12 protein-coding genes are annotated in these 14768 nt (G+C 71.5%); 7 read left to right on the plus strand and 5 right to left on the minus strand.

What is annotated here, in order from left to right; genetic code table 11:
• Nucleotides 1-6 precede the first annotated feature (6 nt).
• From ACFQ0P_RS08875 to ACFQ0P_RS08895, 5 genes are all read left to right on the plus strand, one after another.
• Nucleotides 7-963, plus strand: a complete 957-nt coding sequence (locus tag ACFQ0P_RS08875; protein ID WP_204978360.1) for an ABC transporter permease — start codon at nucleotides 7-9, stop codon at nucleotides 961-963.
• The gene (locus ACFQ0P_RS08880; protein WP_204978361.1) at nucleotides 960-1817 is read left to right on the plus strand and encodes an ABC transporter permease; all 858 of its coding nucleotides are present in this window, start codon (nucleotides 960-962) and stop codon (nucleotides 1815-1817) included. The genes ACFQ0P_RS08875 and ACFQ0P_RS08880 overlap by 4 nt, the downstream gene beginning before the upstream one ends.
• Nucleotides 1814-3406: a dipeptide ABC transporter ATP-binding protein gene (locus ACFQ0P_RS08885; protein ID WP_204978362.1), complete on the plus strand. Its 1593-nt coding sequence runs from the start codon at nucleotides 1814-1816 to the stop codon at nucleotides 3404-3406. Before ACFQ0P_RS08880 ends, ACFQ0P_RS08885 begins: the two co-directional genes overlap by 4 nt.
• A 79-nt stretch (nucleotides 3407-3485) precedes the next feature.
• Complete coding sequence (locus ACFQ0P_RS08890; RefSeq protein ID WP_204978363.1) at nucleotides 3486-4154, plus strand: NUDIX hydrolase family protein; 669 nt, start codon at nucleotides 3486-3488, stop codon at nucleotides 4152-4154.
• Nucleotides 4155-4857: 703 nt separating this feature from the next.
• Entirely contained in the window at nucleotides 4858-6531 is a 1674-nt protein-coding gene (locus ACFQ0P_RS08895) for a DivIVA domain-containing protein (protein ID WP_204978364.1), read from the plus strand.
• A 64-nt stretch (nucleotides 6532-6595) separates the two neighbouring features.
• Here ACFQ0P_RS08895 and ACFQ0P_RS08900 read toward each other — a convergent pair whose 3' ends face one another.
• From ACFQ0P_RS08900 to ACFQ0P_RS08910, 3 genes are all read right to left on the minus strand, one after another.
• Complete coding sequence (locus tag ACFQ0P_RS08900; RefSeq protein ID WP_204978365.1) at nucleotides 6596-7666, minus strand: threonine aldolase family protein; 1071 nt, start codon at nucleotides 7664-7666, stop codon at nucleotides 6596-6598.
• A gap of 45 nt (nucleotides 7667-7711) precedes the next feature.
• On the minus strand, nucleotides 7712-8383 hold the full coding sequence (locus ACFQ0P_RS08905; protein ID WP_204978366.1) for an SDR family NAD(P)-dependent oxidoreductase: 672 nt from the start codon (nucleotides 8381-8383) through the stop codon (nucleotides 7712-7714).
• 111 nt (nucleotides 8384-8494) lie between these two features.
• Nucleotides 8495-9925 carry a DUF6421 family protein gene (locus ACFQ0P_RS08910; RefSeq protein ID WP_204978367.1) on the minus strand — a complete coding sequence of 477 codons (1431 nt, stop codon included), beginning with the start codon at nucleotides 9923-9925 and terminating at the stop codon, nucleotides 8495-8497.
• Between the two features lie 122 nt (nucleotides 9926-10047).
• Between ACFQ0P_RS08910 and ACFQ0P_RS08915 the strand changes: the two genes are divergently transcribed.
• Together ACFQ0P_RS08915 and ACFQ0P_RS08920 are read left to right on the plus strand one after the other, a co-directional pair.
• Nucleotides 10048-10515 carry an Lrp/AsnC family transcriptional regulator gene (locus tag ACFQ0P_RS08915; protein WP_204978368.1) on the plus strand — a complete coding sequence of 156 codons (468 nt, stop codon included), beginning with the start codon at nucleotides 10048-10050 and terminating at the stop codon, nucleotides 10513-10515.
• A 142-nt stretch (nucleotides 10516-10657) separates the two neighbouring features.
• Nucleotides 10658-11611, plus strand: coding sequence for a diacylglycerol/lipid kinase family protein (locus ACFQ0P_RS08920; RefSeq protein WP_378771956.1), 954 nt, complete (start codon nucleotides 10658-10660; stop codon nucleotides 11609-11611).
• A 150-nt stretch (nucleotides 11612-11761) separates the two neighbouring features.
• Here ACFQ0P_RS08920 and ACFQ0P_RS08925 read toward each other — a convergent pair whose 3' ends face one another.
• Both ACFQ0P_RS08925 and ACFQ0P_RS08930 read right to left on the minus strand, forming a co-directional pair.
• Complete coding sequence (locus ACFQ0P_RS08925) at nucleotides 11762-13294, minus strand: CoA-acylating methylmalonate-semialdehyde dehydrogenase (RefSeq protein WP_204978369.1); 1533 nt, start codon at nucleotides 13292-13294, stop codon at nucleotides 11762-11764.
• Between the two features lie 52 nt (nucleotides 13295-13346).
• Nucleotides 13347-14663: an aspartate aminotransferase family protein gene (locus ACFQ0P_RS08930; RefSeq protein WP_204978370.1), complete on the minus strand. Its 1317-nt coding sequence runs from the start codon at nucleotides 14661-14663 to the stop codon at nucleotides 13347-13349.
• Between the last annotated feature and the right edge of the window lie 105 nt (nucleotides 14664-14768).

Genomic DNA, 14768 nt, shown 5'->3' on the forward strand with positions numbered 1-14768 from the left:
CATCCGATGATCGCCGTCCGACGCGTCGTGGGGAAGCTGGGTGGGCTCCTGCTCACCCTCTTCCTCGCCTCGCTCCTGGTCTTCTTCTCCCGCTTCCTCGTCCCGGGCGACCCGGTGAACTTCCTGCTGCGGGGCCGTACACCGAGTCCCGAGGCCGTCGCCGAGGTGAAGGCGCTCTATGGACTGGATCTGCCCCCGTGGCAGCAGTACCTCCACTGGCTCGGCGGGGTCGTGCAGGGCGACTTCGGGCGCTCGCTCCAATACCGGCAGGACGTCGCCGAGGTCATCGGCGAGAGACTCCCGGTCACCCTCCTGCTCGTGGTGATGTCCGGGGCCGCGATCGCGGTGGCGGGACTCGCCTTCGGCGCGATCGCTGCGCTCAACCGCGGCCGGGCCGGCGACCGTCTCGTGCTGATCGCACTCACGATCCTCGGAGCGATCCCCTCGTTCGTCGGCTCGATCGTGCTGATCGCCGTCTTCTCAGTCCAGCTCGGCTGGTTCCCGTCGTTCGGATCGGGGGAGGGGCTGATCGACACGATCTATCACCTCGTGCTCCCGGCGACGGCACTGGCGATCGTCTTCACGGTGCTCGTCGCCAAGGTGACACGGTCGGCGATGGTCGAGCAGCTGGATCGAGAGCACGTCGAAGTCGCCACGAGCCGCGGGCTGCGGCGCGCGGTGGTCGTGCGCAGGCACGTGTTCCGCAACGCGCTGTGGCCGATCCTCACGGTGAGCGGCATCCTCGTGGCGGGCCTGCTCGTAGCGAGCTCGATCGTCGAGTCCGCGTTCGGCATCGCCGGGATCGGATCTCTTCTGGTGCAGTCCGTCGATCGGCTGGACTTCCCGGTCGTGCAGGCGATCGTGCTCCTGATCGTCACGGCGTTCGTCGCCGTCAACGCCGTGATCGACATCCTCGAGCCGTGGATCGATCCGCGCACGGCGGCGGGGGCGAGTGCCCGATGAGCTCTCCGACGATCGCCGTCCGGGTCCTGCGCGCGCCGCGTGCGCGACGCACGGATGCCGTGTTCCTCACCGCCGTGGTCGTGCTGGCGCTCTTCGCGCTCGCCGCCGTCTTCGCGCCTTTCCTCGCCCCGTACGACCCCGATGCGGTCGATCTGCTCGCGGTCTACGCGCCGCCGAGTCCGGCGCACTGGCTCGGCACCGACGGGCTGGGCCGCGACATCCTGAGCCGCATCGTCTTCGGCGCGCGCACCGCGCTGATCGGACCTCTCCTGGTCGTGATGCTCTCGACCGTGCTCGGCGCGCTGCTGGGCCTGCTCGCCGGCTGGCGCGGCGGCTGGATCGACGCGACTCTCGGCCGCATCTTCGACGTCGTCTTCGCCTTCCCGTCGCTGCTGATCGCGATCATGGCGGTCGCGCTGTTCGGCAAGGGCCTCGTCGCCCCCGTCATCGCGATGAGCATCGCCTACATCCCCTTCGTGGCGCGGCTCACGCGCACGCTCGTGACCGCGGAGCGGCACCGCCCGTACGTGTCGGCGTACCGCGTGCAGGGCTTCAGCGCCCCCTGGATCGCGCTGCGACGCGTGCTCCCCAACGTCACGCCGGTCGTCGGTGCGCAGTCCACGCTCAACTTCGGCTACGTGCTGGCCGAGCTCGCCGCGCTCTCGTTCCTCGGGCTCGGCGTCCAGCCTCCGACACCGGACTGGGGCTCGATGATCAACGAGGCGCAGGCGGGACTCCCCGGCGGCCACTTCCTGCCCGCGATCGCCCCCGCGGTCGCGGTCGTGATCGTCGTGGTCGCCGTCAACATCATCGGCGAGGAGTTCTCGCGCCGCGTCGGAGGAGGATCGCGATGACGCTTCTGCAGATCGATGGGCTCGGCATCCGTCTCACCGATGGGACGGCGCTCCTGCGGGGCGTGTCCCTGGACGTCGCGGCGGGCGAGACCGTGGGGCTCGTCGGCGAGTCGGGATCCGGCAAGTCGCTGACCGCCCGGAGCGTGCTCGGGCTGCTGCCCGAACGAGCGCGCACCGAGGGGTCGGTCCGGCTGGGCGGGCGCGAGGTTCTCGGGGCCTCGCGGCACGACCTCCTCGACCTCCGCCGGCGCGGCGCGGCGATGATCTTCCAGGATCCGCGGGCGGGTGTGAACCCCATGCGGACGATCGGCGACCACATGACCGAGACCCTGCGGCTCAACGACGGGTGGAGCACCGCGCGCGCCCGGGAGCGCGCGGTCGAGCTGCTCGCCGCCGTGCGGCTGCCCGATCCGGAGGAGCATCTGCGCCAGTTCCCGCACGAGTTCTCGGGAGGGATGCTGCAGCGTGTCATGATCGCCGGCGCCCTCACGAGCGACCCCCGCCTGCTGGTGTGCGACGAGCCGACGACCGCGCTCGACGTGACGACGCAGGCCGAGATCGTCGGTCTCCTCCGCGAGCTGCGGGATGCGCGGGGGATGGGGCTGCTCTTCATCACACACGACCTCACCCTGGCCGGATCGCTGTGCGACCGCATCGCGGTGATGCGGGCGGGGGAGATCGAGGAGCAGGGCGAGGGCCGCCGGGTGCTCGGCGCGCCCACCACGGACTACGCCCGGCGCCTCGTCGCCACCACGCCGACGCTCGACGGGCCGCTGGCCGATCCGCCGCTCGCTCCCGTCGCCGGCACGGCCCCGCTGCTCGACGCGCGTGATCTGTCGAAGTCGTACCCCCGCCGCGGGAAACCCCCGGTCCAGGCGGTGCGGCAAGTGTCGCTCGCGGTCCCCGGCGGCGGTGCGCTCGCCGTCGTCGGCGAGTCCGGATCGGGCAAGTCGACGCTCGCGCGCATGGTGGTCGGTCTGGAGCAGTCCGACACCGGCGTCCTCACGATCGCCGGACGCGACCGCACCGCCGTGCCCCGCACGCGCGCCGAGCGCCTCGCCCACGCGCGCGACGTGCAGATGGTGTTCCAGGACCCCTACCTGTCGCTCGACCCCCGCATCGCGGTGGGCCGGGCGATCGAGGACGCGCTGCGGCTGCACACCAGGCTGACGACCGCCGACTCGCGGGCGCGGGTGCTCTCCCTCCTGCAATCCGTGGGCCTCGGCGCGGCGCACGCCTCGGCCCGGCCGCGCACCCTCTCCGGCGGGCAGCGCCAGCGCGTCGCGATCGCGCGCGCCCTCGCCGTCGAGCCGCGGATGCTCGTGATGGACGAGGCCACGAGCGCGCTCGACGTCTCCATCCAGGCGCAGGTGCTCGACGTCGTCGCGGCCGTTCGACGCGACCGCGGCCTCACGCTCCTGTTCATCAGCCACGACCTCGCCGTGGTGCGGAGAGTGTGCGAGGAGACGGTGGTGATGTCGCAGGGCGAGATCGTCGAGCGCGGGCCCACGGCGCGGCTCCTGGCCGGGCCGCAGCATCCGTACACCCGTCGCCTGCTGGCCTCGGTGCCCGCCTCGCTCCCGCGCTGACCCGGCCCGGCGGTCGCCGGTCTCGCCGTCCCAGCGGCGGGAGGCGGTGCCGCCGCGGCCGCTGAGGTATACAGGAGACATGCCGGTGCGCACCCCAGACCCCGACCCGAACGAGAACGACGACTCGCGCACGCCCCGCGATCCGCTCGACGGCGCCGGCGCATCGTTCGGCCAGGGCGGGCGACCGCTCGGCGACGGCACCTTCGGCTCGCCCGCACCCGGGAACGCCGCGAACCCGGGATGGCTGACGGACGTCGAGCTCGCCGAGGCGCGTCGCCGGCTGCCGATGATCTACGTCGAGGCCCTGCCCGTGCGCACCGACGGTGTCGGGGCCGTGACCGAGGTGGGGATCCTGCTGCGCGCGACCCCGCTCGGCGAGATCACGCGCACCCTCGTCTCGGGACGCGTGCGCTACGGCGAGACGGTGCGCGATGCGCTGTTCCGCCACGTCGAGAACGACCTGGGGCCGATGGCCTTCCCTCTCCTCCCGCCGCAGCCGGCGCCGTTCACGGTCGCCGAGTACTTCCCGATCCCCGGCGTCAGCGCATTCCACGACGACCGCCAGCACGCGGTGTCGCTCGCGTTCGTCGTGCCCGTGACGGGCACATGCGAGCCGCGTCAGGACGCGCTCGAGGTGACGTGGATGACACCGCAGGAAGCGGCATCCGATGCCCTCTCGGCCGAGATGGAAGGCGGCCGCGGCACGCTCGTCCGCCTCGGGCTCGCCAGCGTCGGCGCCCTGCGCTGACCCGCCGCGCGATGTCTCCTCCGGCCTGCCGGCCACTCCGGTCTGCCGGCCACTTCTGCGCATAACTCCTGCAGTTCGTGAAGCTCGCCCGGAAGTCGCCGTCCCGCCCCGGCGTCTCCGCTTCCGCTCCGTGCGCATAACTCCTGCACGTCGGCGTCTCGGATCCGCGGCGCATCGAAAAGCCCTGCGGATTCCCGCCCCTCGTGGCCCAGCCGGCGGGCCGCCGCATCCGAACTGCAGGAGTTACGCGCCCGGTGCGTGGCGAGGGCCACGGCGGACGCGCGTCGGACCGCGCCCGCCGCACGCCCGAGCTGCAGGAGTCATGCACCATCGGGCGAGGAGGGATGCCGCGGCCGCCGATCCCCGGACGGGCGAGACGCGCTGCAGTTTCCTCCGAGTGCGCCAGATCCCGACGCAGCGCTCGCAGGAAACTGCAGCGGGTTGCCCACCCGGGGCGCGGGAGGGGCACGCGAGGCCGCAGCGGACGGGGGTCGCCGGCACACAGGTCGGCCAGGTATCCTGCCCCTGCCGCACGCGCAATCCGCTGCGACGTCCATCCCCCTGATGTCGTCGAGGCGCCGCGTATCCGGTGCTCCTCGCCTCCTTCGACTCGCTCGTCGCGGCGCGCGCACCGCGATCCGCGCCGCCGCCCGGGCCCGAACCCTCTCCGGCGACGCGAATCGAAGAAGAAGCGGAGACCCCGATGTCCGACAACGGCGAAGCGAACCGGAACGCGCAGGCCGAGGACTCGACCTTCGAGCGGCTGCTCGCCGCGCAGACGGCGGCGTCCGACACGCGCACCGTCTCGTTCGCGACCGCTTTCCGGGGATACGACAAGGACGAGGTCGACGCGGCGATCGCCGACCTCGAGACGCGAGCCCGCGCCGCGGCGGAGCAGGTGTCGGCCCTCAAGCAGAACCACCGCCGCGCGAGCGTCGTGGTCTCCCAGAGCCGCGAGAAGCTGGCAGCCCTCGAGACCGAGCTCGAGGAGGCGGAGCGCGCCCGCCGCGCGGCCGACGACGAGCGCGACGCGGCCGTGGCGGCAGCCACCGCCGAGAGCCGCGAGGCCGTCGCGGCGCTCGAGGCCGAACTGGCCGCGACGAACGCCCGTGCGGCCGCCGCGGAGCAGCGCGTGCAGGCACTCACCGAGGAGCTCGTCGGCGCGACCGAGTCGACCCCGAACGGGCAGCAGTTCGAAGAGGTGCTGCGCGTGGCCGAGGAGCAGGCCGGAGTGCTGCTGCGCAACGCCACCGTGCAGGGCGAGCGCCTTCTCGAGGCCGCACGCGCCGAGATCGACAACCGCCGCCGCGACGCCCAGGCCGAGGCCGACGCGATCGTGTCGCAGGCTCAGCACGAAGCGCAGCAGATCCGTCTGCGCATCGACACCGAGCTGACCGCGCACCGGTCGCAGATCGAGCGTGAGGCGGCGCACGCCGCCGAGAAGGTCTCTCAGGCCGAGCGCGAGGCCGCCGCCATCCGCTCCGAGGCGGAGAAGGGCGCGGCCGCCCTGCGCTCGATGGTGGCCCGCGAGACCGGCGAGGCCCGCGCCGAGGCCGAGGAGGCGGTGCGCGAGCTGCGGGTGCGCGCCCTGGACTTCGAGGCATCCCTCACCCGCCGCCAGGACGACGCGCAGCAGGAGTTCCTCGTGCTGCACAACCAGGCGGTCGCGCACGCCGAGCGGATCACCCAGGACGCCAACGAGCAGGTGGCGGCGTCGCTCGATCACGCGCAGCGCGTGTCGGCGAAGGCCGAGGACTTCGAGCGCCTCATGCGTGCTCAGGCTCACCAGATCGAGGCGGACGCCCGCCTGCGCGCCGGCGAGCTGCTCGACCAGGCTCATGTGAAGGCGCAGCGCATCATCGACCTCGTGACGGGTCACTCGCAGTCCGTGCTCCGCGACGCCGAGGACCGCACCCGGCAGCTGCGCTGGCAGCAGCACCAGCTGACGAGCTTCATGGCCGAGGTGCGTGAGATGATCCGTCCCGAATCGCCGCTCTCCGCCGAGACTCCGGATGCCGCGGCCGACGCGGCACCGACGGACCCGGAGGCTGCGACCTCAGAGCCGGACGACGCCGCTGAGCACGTCGAGCCCGCGGAGGCCGCTGACAGCGGCGCCGCGGACGAGATCGCCCAGCACGAGGCGATCGAGGAGGAGTTCGCCGCCGCGGACCCGGACGGGGTCGCCGAGGACGAGTTCGACGCCGAGGGCGAGCCGGCCGCCGAGGACGAGCCGGACGCCGACGGTGACACGGAGGGCGACGCCGACACCGAGCACGAGGAAGTGGTGGTCGAGGCCACGGAGGCGCACGCCGACGGCGAGGCCGGCGAGGCGGAGCCCGAGTGGTCGACGGCCGAAGAGGAGCACGCCCAGCGCTGAATCCTGCGCGCGCGGCCGACCCGGCGGTGACCCGGCCATCCCGGCCGTGACCCGGCCGTCGAGCTCAGCCCCGCGTGGTCTCCCGGGCGATCGCGGCGATGAACGCGTCGATGTCGTTCTCGCTGGTGTCGAACGAGCACATCCACCGCACCTCGTTGCGCGCCGCATCCCAGTCGTAGAACCGGAACGACGCGCGCAACCGGTCGGCGACCCCGTCGGGAAGCGTCGCGAACACGCCGTTGGCCTGCGTCGGCTGGGTGAACGTCACGCCGCGGATCGTACCGTCCGCGAGGCCCGCCTCGACCCCGCGCCGCAGACGCTGCGCCATCGCGTTGGAGTGCGAGGCGTTGCGCAGCCACAGATCGCCCTCGAGCAGCGCCACGAGCTGCGCCGAGACGAAGCGCATCTTCGACGCGAGCTGCATGTCGAGCTTGCGCAGGTAGGTGAGACCGGTGGATGCCTCGGGATCGAGCACCACGATCGCCTCGCCCAGCATCGCCCCGTTCTTCGTGCCGCCGAAGCTCAGGACGTCCACTCCCGCATCGCGCGTGAAGGCCCGCAGCGGCACGCCGAGGGCTGCGGCGGCGTTCGCGATGCGCGCGCCGTCGAGGTGGAGGCGCATACCGTGGCCGTGCGCGTGCTCGGCGATCGCCCGGATCTCGTCGACGGTGTAGAGCGTGCCGAGCTCTGTCGACTGCGTGATCGAGACCACGAGGGGCTGGGCGCGGTGCTCATCGCCCCAGCCCCACGCCTCGCGGTCGATGAGCTCGGGAGTCAGCTTGCCGTCGTCGGTCGGCACGTGCAGGATCTTGATCCCGCCGACCCGCTCGGGCGCGCCGCCCTCGTCGACGTTGATGTGCGCGGACGAGGCCGAGATCACCGCACCCCAGCGCGGGAGCATCGACTGGAGCCCCACGACGTTCGCGCCGGTGCCGTTGAAGACCGGGAACGCCTCGACCCCGTCGCCGAAGTGGCGCGTCATCACCTGCTGCAGCCGCTCGGTGTAGGCGTCCTCGCCGTAGGCCACCTGGTGACCGTCGTTCGCCGCGGCGATCGCGGCCAGCACCTCGGGGTGGATGCCGGAGTAGTTGTCGCTGGCGAACCCGCGCAGGTTCGGATCGTGGATCGTGGTCACGGGTGTCCAATCTAGTTCGTGCCGGCGAGGGCCCGCGCACGAGGCTCAGAGTGCGGGATCGGTGAGCTCGACGATGGTGTCGTTGACGTGCTCGGCGTCGGTGGTCCAGAGGTCGGCGAACCGCTGTGCGAGGGCGTCCTCGAGGCCGTCGAGACTCTTCACGCGATAGATGACGGATGCCGCCGCCAGCGGCTTCGCGGCATCCCGGGCGTTCTTCGCGAAGCCCTGCGCGACCGCGCGCGCCCACGCCTCGGTGGCGGCTTTCACCGCCGCGTAGTTCGCGCCCCCCGCGAGCGGCCGCGCGACGGCGGTCGAGGACACGACCGCCAGACGGCCGGCGTCCGATGCCCGCAGGTCGGCGTCGAACACGCGGCTCACGTGGCGCAGCGAGGTCAGCGAGCCCTCGAGGAAGCGGAAGTCCGCGTCGCTCTGCCCGGCGAGACCGCCCCCGCCGCGCCAGCCGCCGACGAGATGGAGCACCCCGTCGACCCTGCCCTCGTGGGCGTGGATGCGTTCGGCCAGCTCGCCCACGGCGGCCTCGTCGGTCAGGTCGCACACCTCGGCCGAGGCACCCGCGGCGACGACCGGCTCGAGCTTCGCGGCATCCCGTCCGACGGCGACGACGCGCGCACCGGCCGAGACCAGGGCGCGCGTCGCCGCGAGGCCGGAGGCGCTCGTCGCGCCCGCGATCAGGACGAGCCGGCCCGCGACGCTCATGTTCCCGCGCTTCCGCGACGACAACGTGCGTTCTCGCCGAACAACCAGGTTGTCCGCGTCGATGACGTGCGGCCTCGGCGAGATCGTGCGTTTTCGACGAAGGGGGTCACCTCAGGCATCGGCGCCGGTGATGCCGGCGGTCGACTCGATGACCGGCTTCATCTTCTTGTCGAGCGCCTCGAAGAACATCGACAGGGGGAACTCGTCGTCCAGCACCGCGTCGGTGTAGCCCTTCGGCGCACCGGCGAGGATCTCGTCGGGCAGGCCCCGCGCCCACTGCGACGCCGGGTGGGGAGTCAGCGTGCCGCGCACGAGGTCGTACGCCGCGAGCCAGTGCGCCGTCTTGGGCCGGTCGATCGACCGCCAGTAGAGCTCGTCGATCGCGTCGCCGAGAGCGACGACGGCGGCGGGCACCTCATCCCAGTCGAAGGCGAGGGCGGTGTCGGTCCAGTGCAGGACGTCGCGCTGGTGCAGCCAGGCGAACAGGAGCTGTCCGCCGAGGCCGTCGTAGTTGCGCACGCGCGAGCCGGTGATCGCGAACCGGAAGATGCGGTCGAAGATCACCGCGTACTGAACGAGCTTCGCGTGCTCGAGCATCTCGGCCTCGTCGGCCGTCAGGTCATCCCGAGCGGACAGGCGCCCCTGGATCGCGACGCACTCGCGGAACGCCGTGAGGTCGCACCGCAGCTCCTCCAGCGAGTAGAGGAAGAACGGCATCCGCTGCTTGATCATGAACGGATCGAACGGCAGGTCGCCGCGCATGTGCGTGCGGTCGTGGATGATGTCCCACATCACGAAGGTCTTCTCGGTGAGCTGCTGGTCGTCGAGCATCCGCGCGGCGTCGTCGGGCAGGTCGAGCTTCGTGATCTCGGCGGCGGCGCGCACGACGCGCCGGAAGCGGGCGGCCTCGCGATCCTGGAAGATCGCCCCCCACGTGAACGACGGGATCTCGCGCATCGCCACGGTCTCGGGGAACAGCACCGCCGAGTTCGTGTCGTAGCCGGGCGTGAAGTCGATGAACCGCAGCGAGACGAACAGCTTGTTGGTGTACGCGGTCTCGAGCTCCGCGATGAAGTCGGGCCAGATCACCTCGACGAGCACGGCCTCGACGTGACGCTCGCTCGAGCCGTTCTGCGTGTACATCGGGAAGACGACCAGGTGACGGATGCCGTCGACCCGGTGCTGCTGCGGTTGGAAGGCCACGAGCGAGTCCAGGAAGTCCGGTACGCCGAAGCCGCCGTCACGCCACCGCGCGAAATCGCGCATCGAGGCTTCGAGGTATGCGGCGTCGTGCGGGAAGCGCGGGCGCAGCTCGTCGATCGCGGCGATGATCGCGTCGACGTGACCGCGGGCGTCGGCGTGGGCCGTGGCATCCGGGATCGATCCGTCCTTGACCTGGAGCGGCTGGAGAGCGGATGCCGCCGCCTTGAGCTTCTGCCACGCGGAGGAGTCCTCGACGCCGGAGGCCAGGGCGATCGCGTCCTCGACGACCTCGGGCTCGCCGACGATGGCCTGGGCACGGGCGTGCTGGGTCATGGACATGGGGGACCTCCGATCGGGTTGTATGCGGATACGCGGATCGCGCAGTCTCGATTCTAACGGAATCTCTACGCCCGCATATTCATCAAGCCGGAAAGTTTCCGGTGCGGTGGTAGTGTCGCGCCATGGCCAGCACGCAACCGCACCTCGACGACGAGATCGACGCACGAATCGTCCGCGCCGTCTCGATCGACGGCCGCGCCACCCTCGCCGATCTCTCGGCGGGAGTCGGACTCGGAACCTCGGCGGTGCAGTCGCGGCTGCGCCGCCTCGAGTCCCGCGGCGTCATCACCGGCTACCGCGCCACCGTCGACGCGGAAGCCGTCGGCAAGCCGCTCTCGGCCTTCATCGAGATCACGCCCCTCGACCCCGGCCAGCCAGACAACGCGCCCGAGCTGCTCGAGCACCTGCACGAGATCGAGGCCTGCCATTCCATCGCCGGCGACGCGAGCTACATGCTGTTCGTGCGGGTGACGACGCCCCGCCACCTGGAGACCCTGATCCGCGACATCCGCCTCGCCGCGTCGGTCAACACCCGCACGACCGTCGTGCTGCAGACCTTCTACGAGAACCGGCCGATCCTCCCGGCATAGCCGCTCAGCGCCGAGAAGCGAGGAGAAACCGGGCCCGTCGCTCTCACCAGGGGGTGGCCGACGGCGTTTCTCCTCGGTCTTGGCCGTTGCACGGCCGTAGCCGCCGGTCGGAGACGCCGAGCGCGCGGGTACAGTCGAGCGAGTGAAGGAATCCGGGCTCGACATCGCGCGGGGGCAGGGCGTGCTGATCGTCCGCAACGCCGCCTCGGGGACGGCGGTGGTCCGCGCCGATCCGGCCGACGAGTTCGCCGAGCGGCTGCCCGAGGCGGTCGTGCACGAACTCTCCGAGAACGAGAGCCTCGACGACGTGGTCGCCGCCGCGATGCGGGCTGCGACCCCGCCGGCCGTGCTCGGCGTCTACGGCGGGGACGGCTCGGTGTCCCGCATGGCCCACCTCGCCCGGCGCCATGAACGGTCGATGCTCGCGATGCCCGGCGGGACCTTCAACCACTTCGTGCGAGCTCTCGGGATCGACGACGTGGGCATCGCGATCGACGCCCTGCACGCGGGCACCACCGCCTCCGTGGGGGTCGTCGAGTCCATCGCCGATGACGACGAGCCCGTGACGGTGCTCAACGTGGTGTCGGTCGGCGCGTATCCGGCGCTCATCGAGGAACGCCAGCGCCGCCGCAGCCTCGGCAAGTGGCTCGGCGGCGTGGCGGCGACGTGGACGGCGCTGCGCAGCACCGAGCCGCTCACGATCGTGCTCGACGGGCGCCGCGCACGAGTGTGGTCGGTCTTCATCAGCGCGGGGCGCAACGACCCCGAGCGCGTCGCGACGATGCAGCGCCAGGAGACGGATGCCTCGATCCTCGACGTCCGCGTCCACCACGCCCGCGGGTCCCGCGTCCGTGCGCTCGCGGCGCTCTCGTTCGGCAAGCGGACTGCGGCGGTGCTGCGCGCGGTGCGGCTGTTCCCCCGCGACGCCGACGTCGAGCGCCTGCTCGTGCCGAGCCTGGACCTGCGGGTCACGCCCGCTCCCGGGCATCCAGCCGTCTATGTGCACGACGGCGAACTCGAGGAGCGTGACCCCGGCGGCTTCCGCCTGCGCTGCCGCGCCGTCCCCGACGCGCTCCGCGTCTACGCCCCGCACTGACCGCCCGCGTGGCTCCCGCGGGCACACGTGTTCGCACCGTGCGCAGTTGCACCTGCGCCACTTGCGGGCTGGTGCGCGCCCCGCGCCTGGCCCGGGGGCGCAGAAAACGGATGCCGCGACCCACGCGGGCCGCGGCATCCGGGATAGCGCTCAGTCGTGCTGCGGGAACCCGAGGTTCAGGCCGCCGTGCGAGGGGTCGAGCCACCTCGAGGTGATGGCCTTCTCGGCCGTGAAGAACTCGAACCCGTGCGGGCCGTATGCCTTGGCGTCGCCGAACAGCGAGGCCTTCCAGCCGCCGAACGAGTGGTACGCGACCGGGACGGGGATCGGCACGTTGATGCCGATCATGCCGACCTGCGCCTCGCGCTGGAAGCGGCGGGCCGCGCCGCCGTCGTTCGTGAAGATCGCCGTGCCGTTGCCGTACAGGCTCGAGTTGATGATGCCGAGGCCCTCCTCGTAGCCCTCGACGCGGACGACCGACAGTACCGGTCCGAAGATCTCGTCCTTGTACACCGCCGACGACGTGGGCACCTTGTCGATGAGCGTGGGTCCGAGCCAGAAGCCGTTCGGGTCGCCGTCGATCTCGACGTCGCGCCCGTCGACCACGACCGCAGCCCCGTCGGCACCGGCGATGTCGAGGTACGACGTGACCTTGTCGCGGTGCTGCGACGTGATGAGCGGGCCCATGTCGCAGCCGCGCATGCCGTCGCCGGTGCGCAGCGTCGCCATGCGCTCGGACACCTTCTGCACGAACGCGTCGGCGACGGAGTCGACCGCCAGGACCACCGAGATCGCCATGCAGCGCTCGCCGGCCGAGCCGAAGCCCGCGTTGACGGCGGCATCGGCCGCGAGGTCGAGATCGGCGTCGGGGAGGACGAGCATGTGGTTCTTCGCGCCGCCGAGGGCCTGCACCCGCTTGCCGTGCGACGTCGCGGTCTCGTACACGTACTTGGCGATCGGCGTCGAGCCGACGAAGGAGATCGCCCGCACGTCGGGGTGCTCCAGGAGCGCGTCGACGGCTTCCTTGTCGCCGTGGACGACGTTGAAGACGCCGTCGGGGAGACCGGCCTCCTTGAGCAGCGCGGCCATCCAGTTGGCGGCGGTCGGGTCCTTCTCGCTGGGCTTGAGGATCACGGCGTTACCCGCCGCGAGGGCGATGGAGAAGAACCACAGGGGCACCATCGCGGGGAAGTTGAACGGGCTGATGATGCCGACGACGCCGAGCGGCTGGCGCAGCGTGTAGACGTCGATGCCGGTCGAGACGTTCTCGGAGTACGCGCCCTTGGTGAGGTGGCCGAGGCCGCACGCGAACTCGACGACTTCCATACCGCGCGCGATCTCGCCGAGCGCGTCGGAGAGCACCTTGCCGTGCTCCTTGGTGAGGATCTCGGCGAGCTCGCCCTTGCGGGCGTTCAGCAGCTCGCGAAAGGCGAACAGCACCCCCTGGCGCTTGGCGATCGAGGCGTCGCGCCAGCCCGCCCACGCCTCCGATGCGACGTCGACGGCGGTGCCGACATCCGCCGTCGAGGCGAACCGCACGTGCTTCTGCACCGTTCCCAGTGCGGGGTTGTAGACGTCTCCGGTGCGCTCGGACGTTCCGGGCCACTCGGCGCCGCGCACCCAGTGCTCGAGGGTCGTCGTGGCGGACCGCTGGGTCCGCTCCAGGGTGTTCGTGTCGGTCATGGTGTTCCTGCCCTCCATTGGGAAGCCCTCCTCGTGAGAGGACGCGCACGCGTCAAGAGAGGTCCTCTTCGACGCTCGTCAGAGCTTCATCGTAAATCGACATGGCCTGCGCCACTTCGTCGTCGGTGACCACGCACGGCGGCACCACGTGTATGCGGTTGTCGGCGGCGAACGGCAGCAGGCCGCGCGACGACAGCTCCTTCTTCAGCCGGCCGATCACGTCGGCGCCGACCGGTTCGCGGGTCTCGCGGTCGCTCACGAGCTCGATCGCCCAGAAGACGCCCTCGCCGCGCACCTCGCCGACGAGGCGGTGCTTCTCGGCGAGCGCGCCGAGCGCGGGGCCGATCGCCTCGCTGCCTATGCGCCGGGCGTGCTCGACGATGCCCTCGTTCTCCATCGCGTCGATGGAGGCGACGATGGATGCCGCGGCCAGCGGGTGTCCCGAATAGGTGAGCCCGCCGGGGAAGACGCGGTCGTCGAAGGTCGCCGAGATCGCGTCGGAGATGATGACGCCGCCCACCGGCACGTACCCGGAGTTCACGCCCTTCGCGAAGGTGATGAGGTCGGGGACCACGTCGTAGCCCTCGAAGGCGAACCACCGGCCCGTGCGGCCGAAGCCGGCCATGACCTCGTCGAGGATGAGGATGATTCCATACCGGTCGCACAGCGCCCGGACGCCCGCGAGATAGCCGGGCGGCGGCACGAGGATTCCGGCGGTGCCGGGCACCGACTCGAGCAGGATCGCGGCGATCGTCGCGGGGCCCTCGGACTGGATGACGCGCTCGAGGTGGTGGAGCGCCCGCGCCGACTCCTCTTCGGGCGTCGTCGCCCAGAACTCGCTGCGGTACAGGTACGGGCCGAAGAAGTGCGCGTGCCCGCGGGCGTACTGGTTCGGCATCCGTCGCCAGTCGCCCGTCGCGACGATCGCCGCACCCGTGTTGCCGTGGTACGAGCGGTAGGTGGAGAGCACCGTGTCGCGGCCGGTGTGGAGGCGGGCCATCCGGATGGCGTTCTCGTTCGCGTCGGCACCGCCGTTGGTGAAGAACACCTTCGCGAAGCCGTCGGGGGCTTTGTCGAGGATGCGCTGCGCCGCGCGTCCGCGGACGAGGCTGGCCGTCGCCGGGCCGATCGTGGCCAGCTCGGCCGCCTGTGCCTGGATGGCCGCGACGACGGCAGGATGCTGGTGCCCGATGTTGACGTTGACGAGCTGACTGGCGAAGTCCAGCATCCGATTGCCCGCGTGGTCCCACACGGTCGTGCCGGAGCCGCCGGCGATGACCGGCAGATCGAGGGCCGCCTGAGCGGACCACGAGTGGAACACATGGGCGCGGTCGAGCGTCTTGGCCGTGGCGTCGAGGTCTTCCGTCATCGGTGCTCCTGGGGTCGGGTGCGTTTCGCCTTATCGCTACGCTCGTCGCTCAACGACCGGGGGTCAACCGACGATCCCGGTCGTTGAGCGAGCGGAGCGAGACGA

The sequence above is a fragment of the Microbacterium insulae genome (assembly GCF_042677065.1).
In the GTDB taxonomy this organism is placed as follows: Bacteria; Actinomycetota; Actinomycetes; order Actinomycetales; family Microbacteriaceae; genus Microbacterium; species Microbacterium insulae.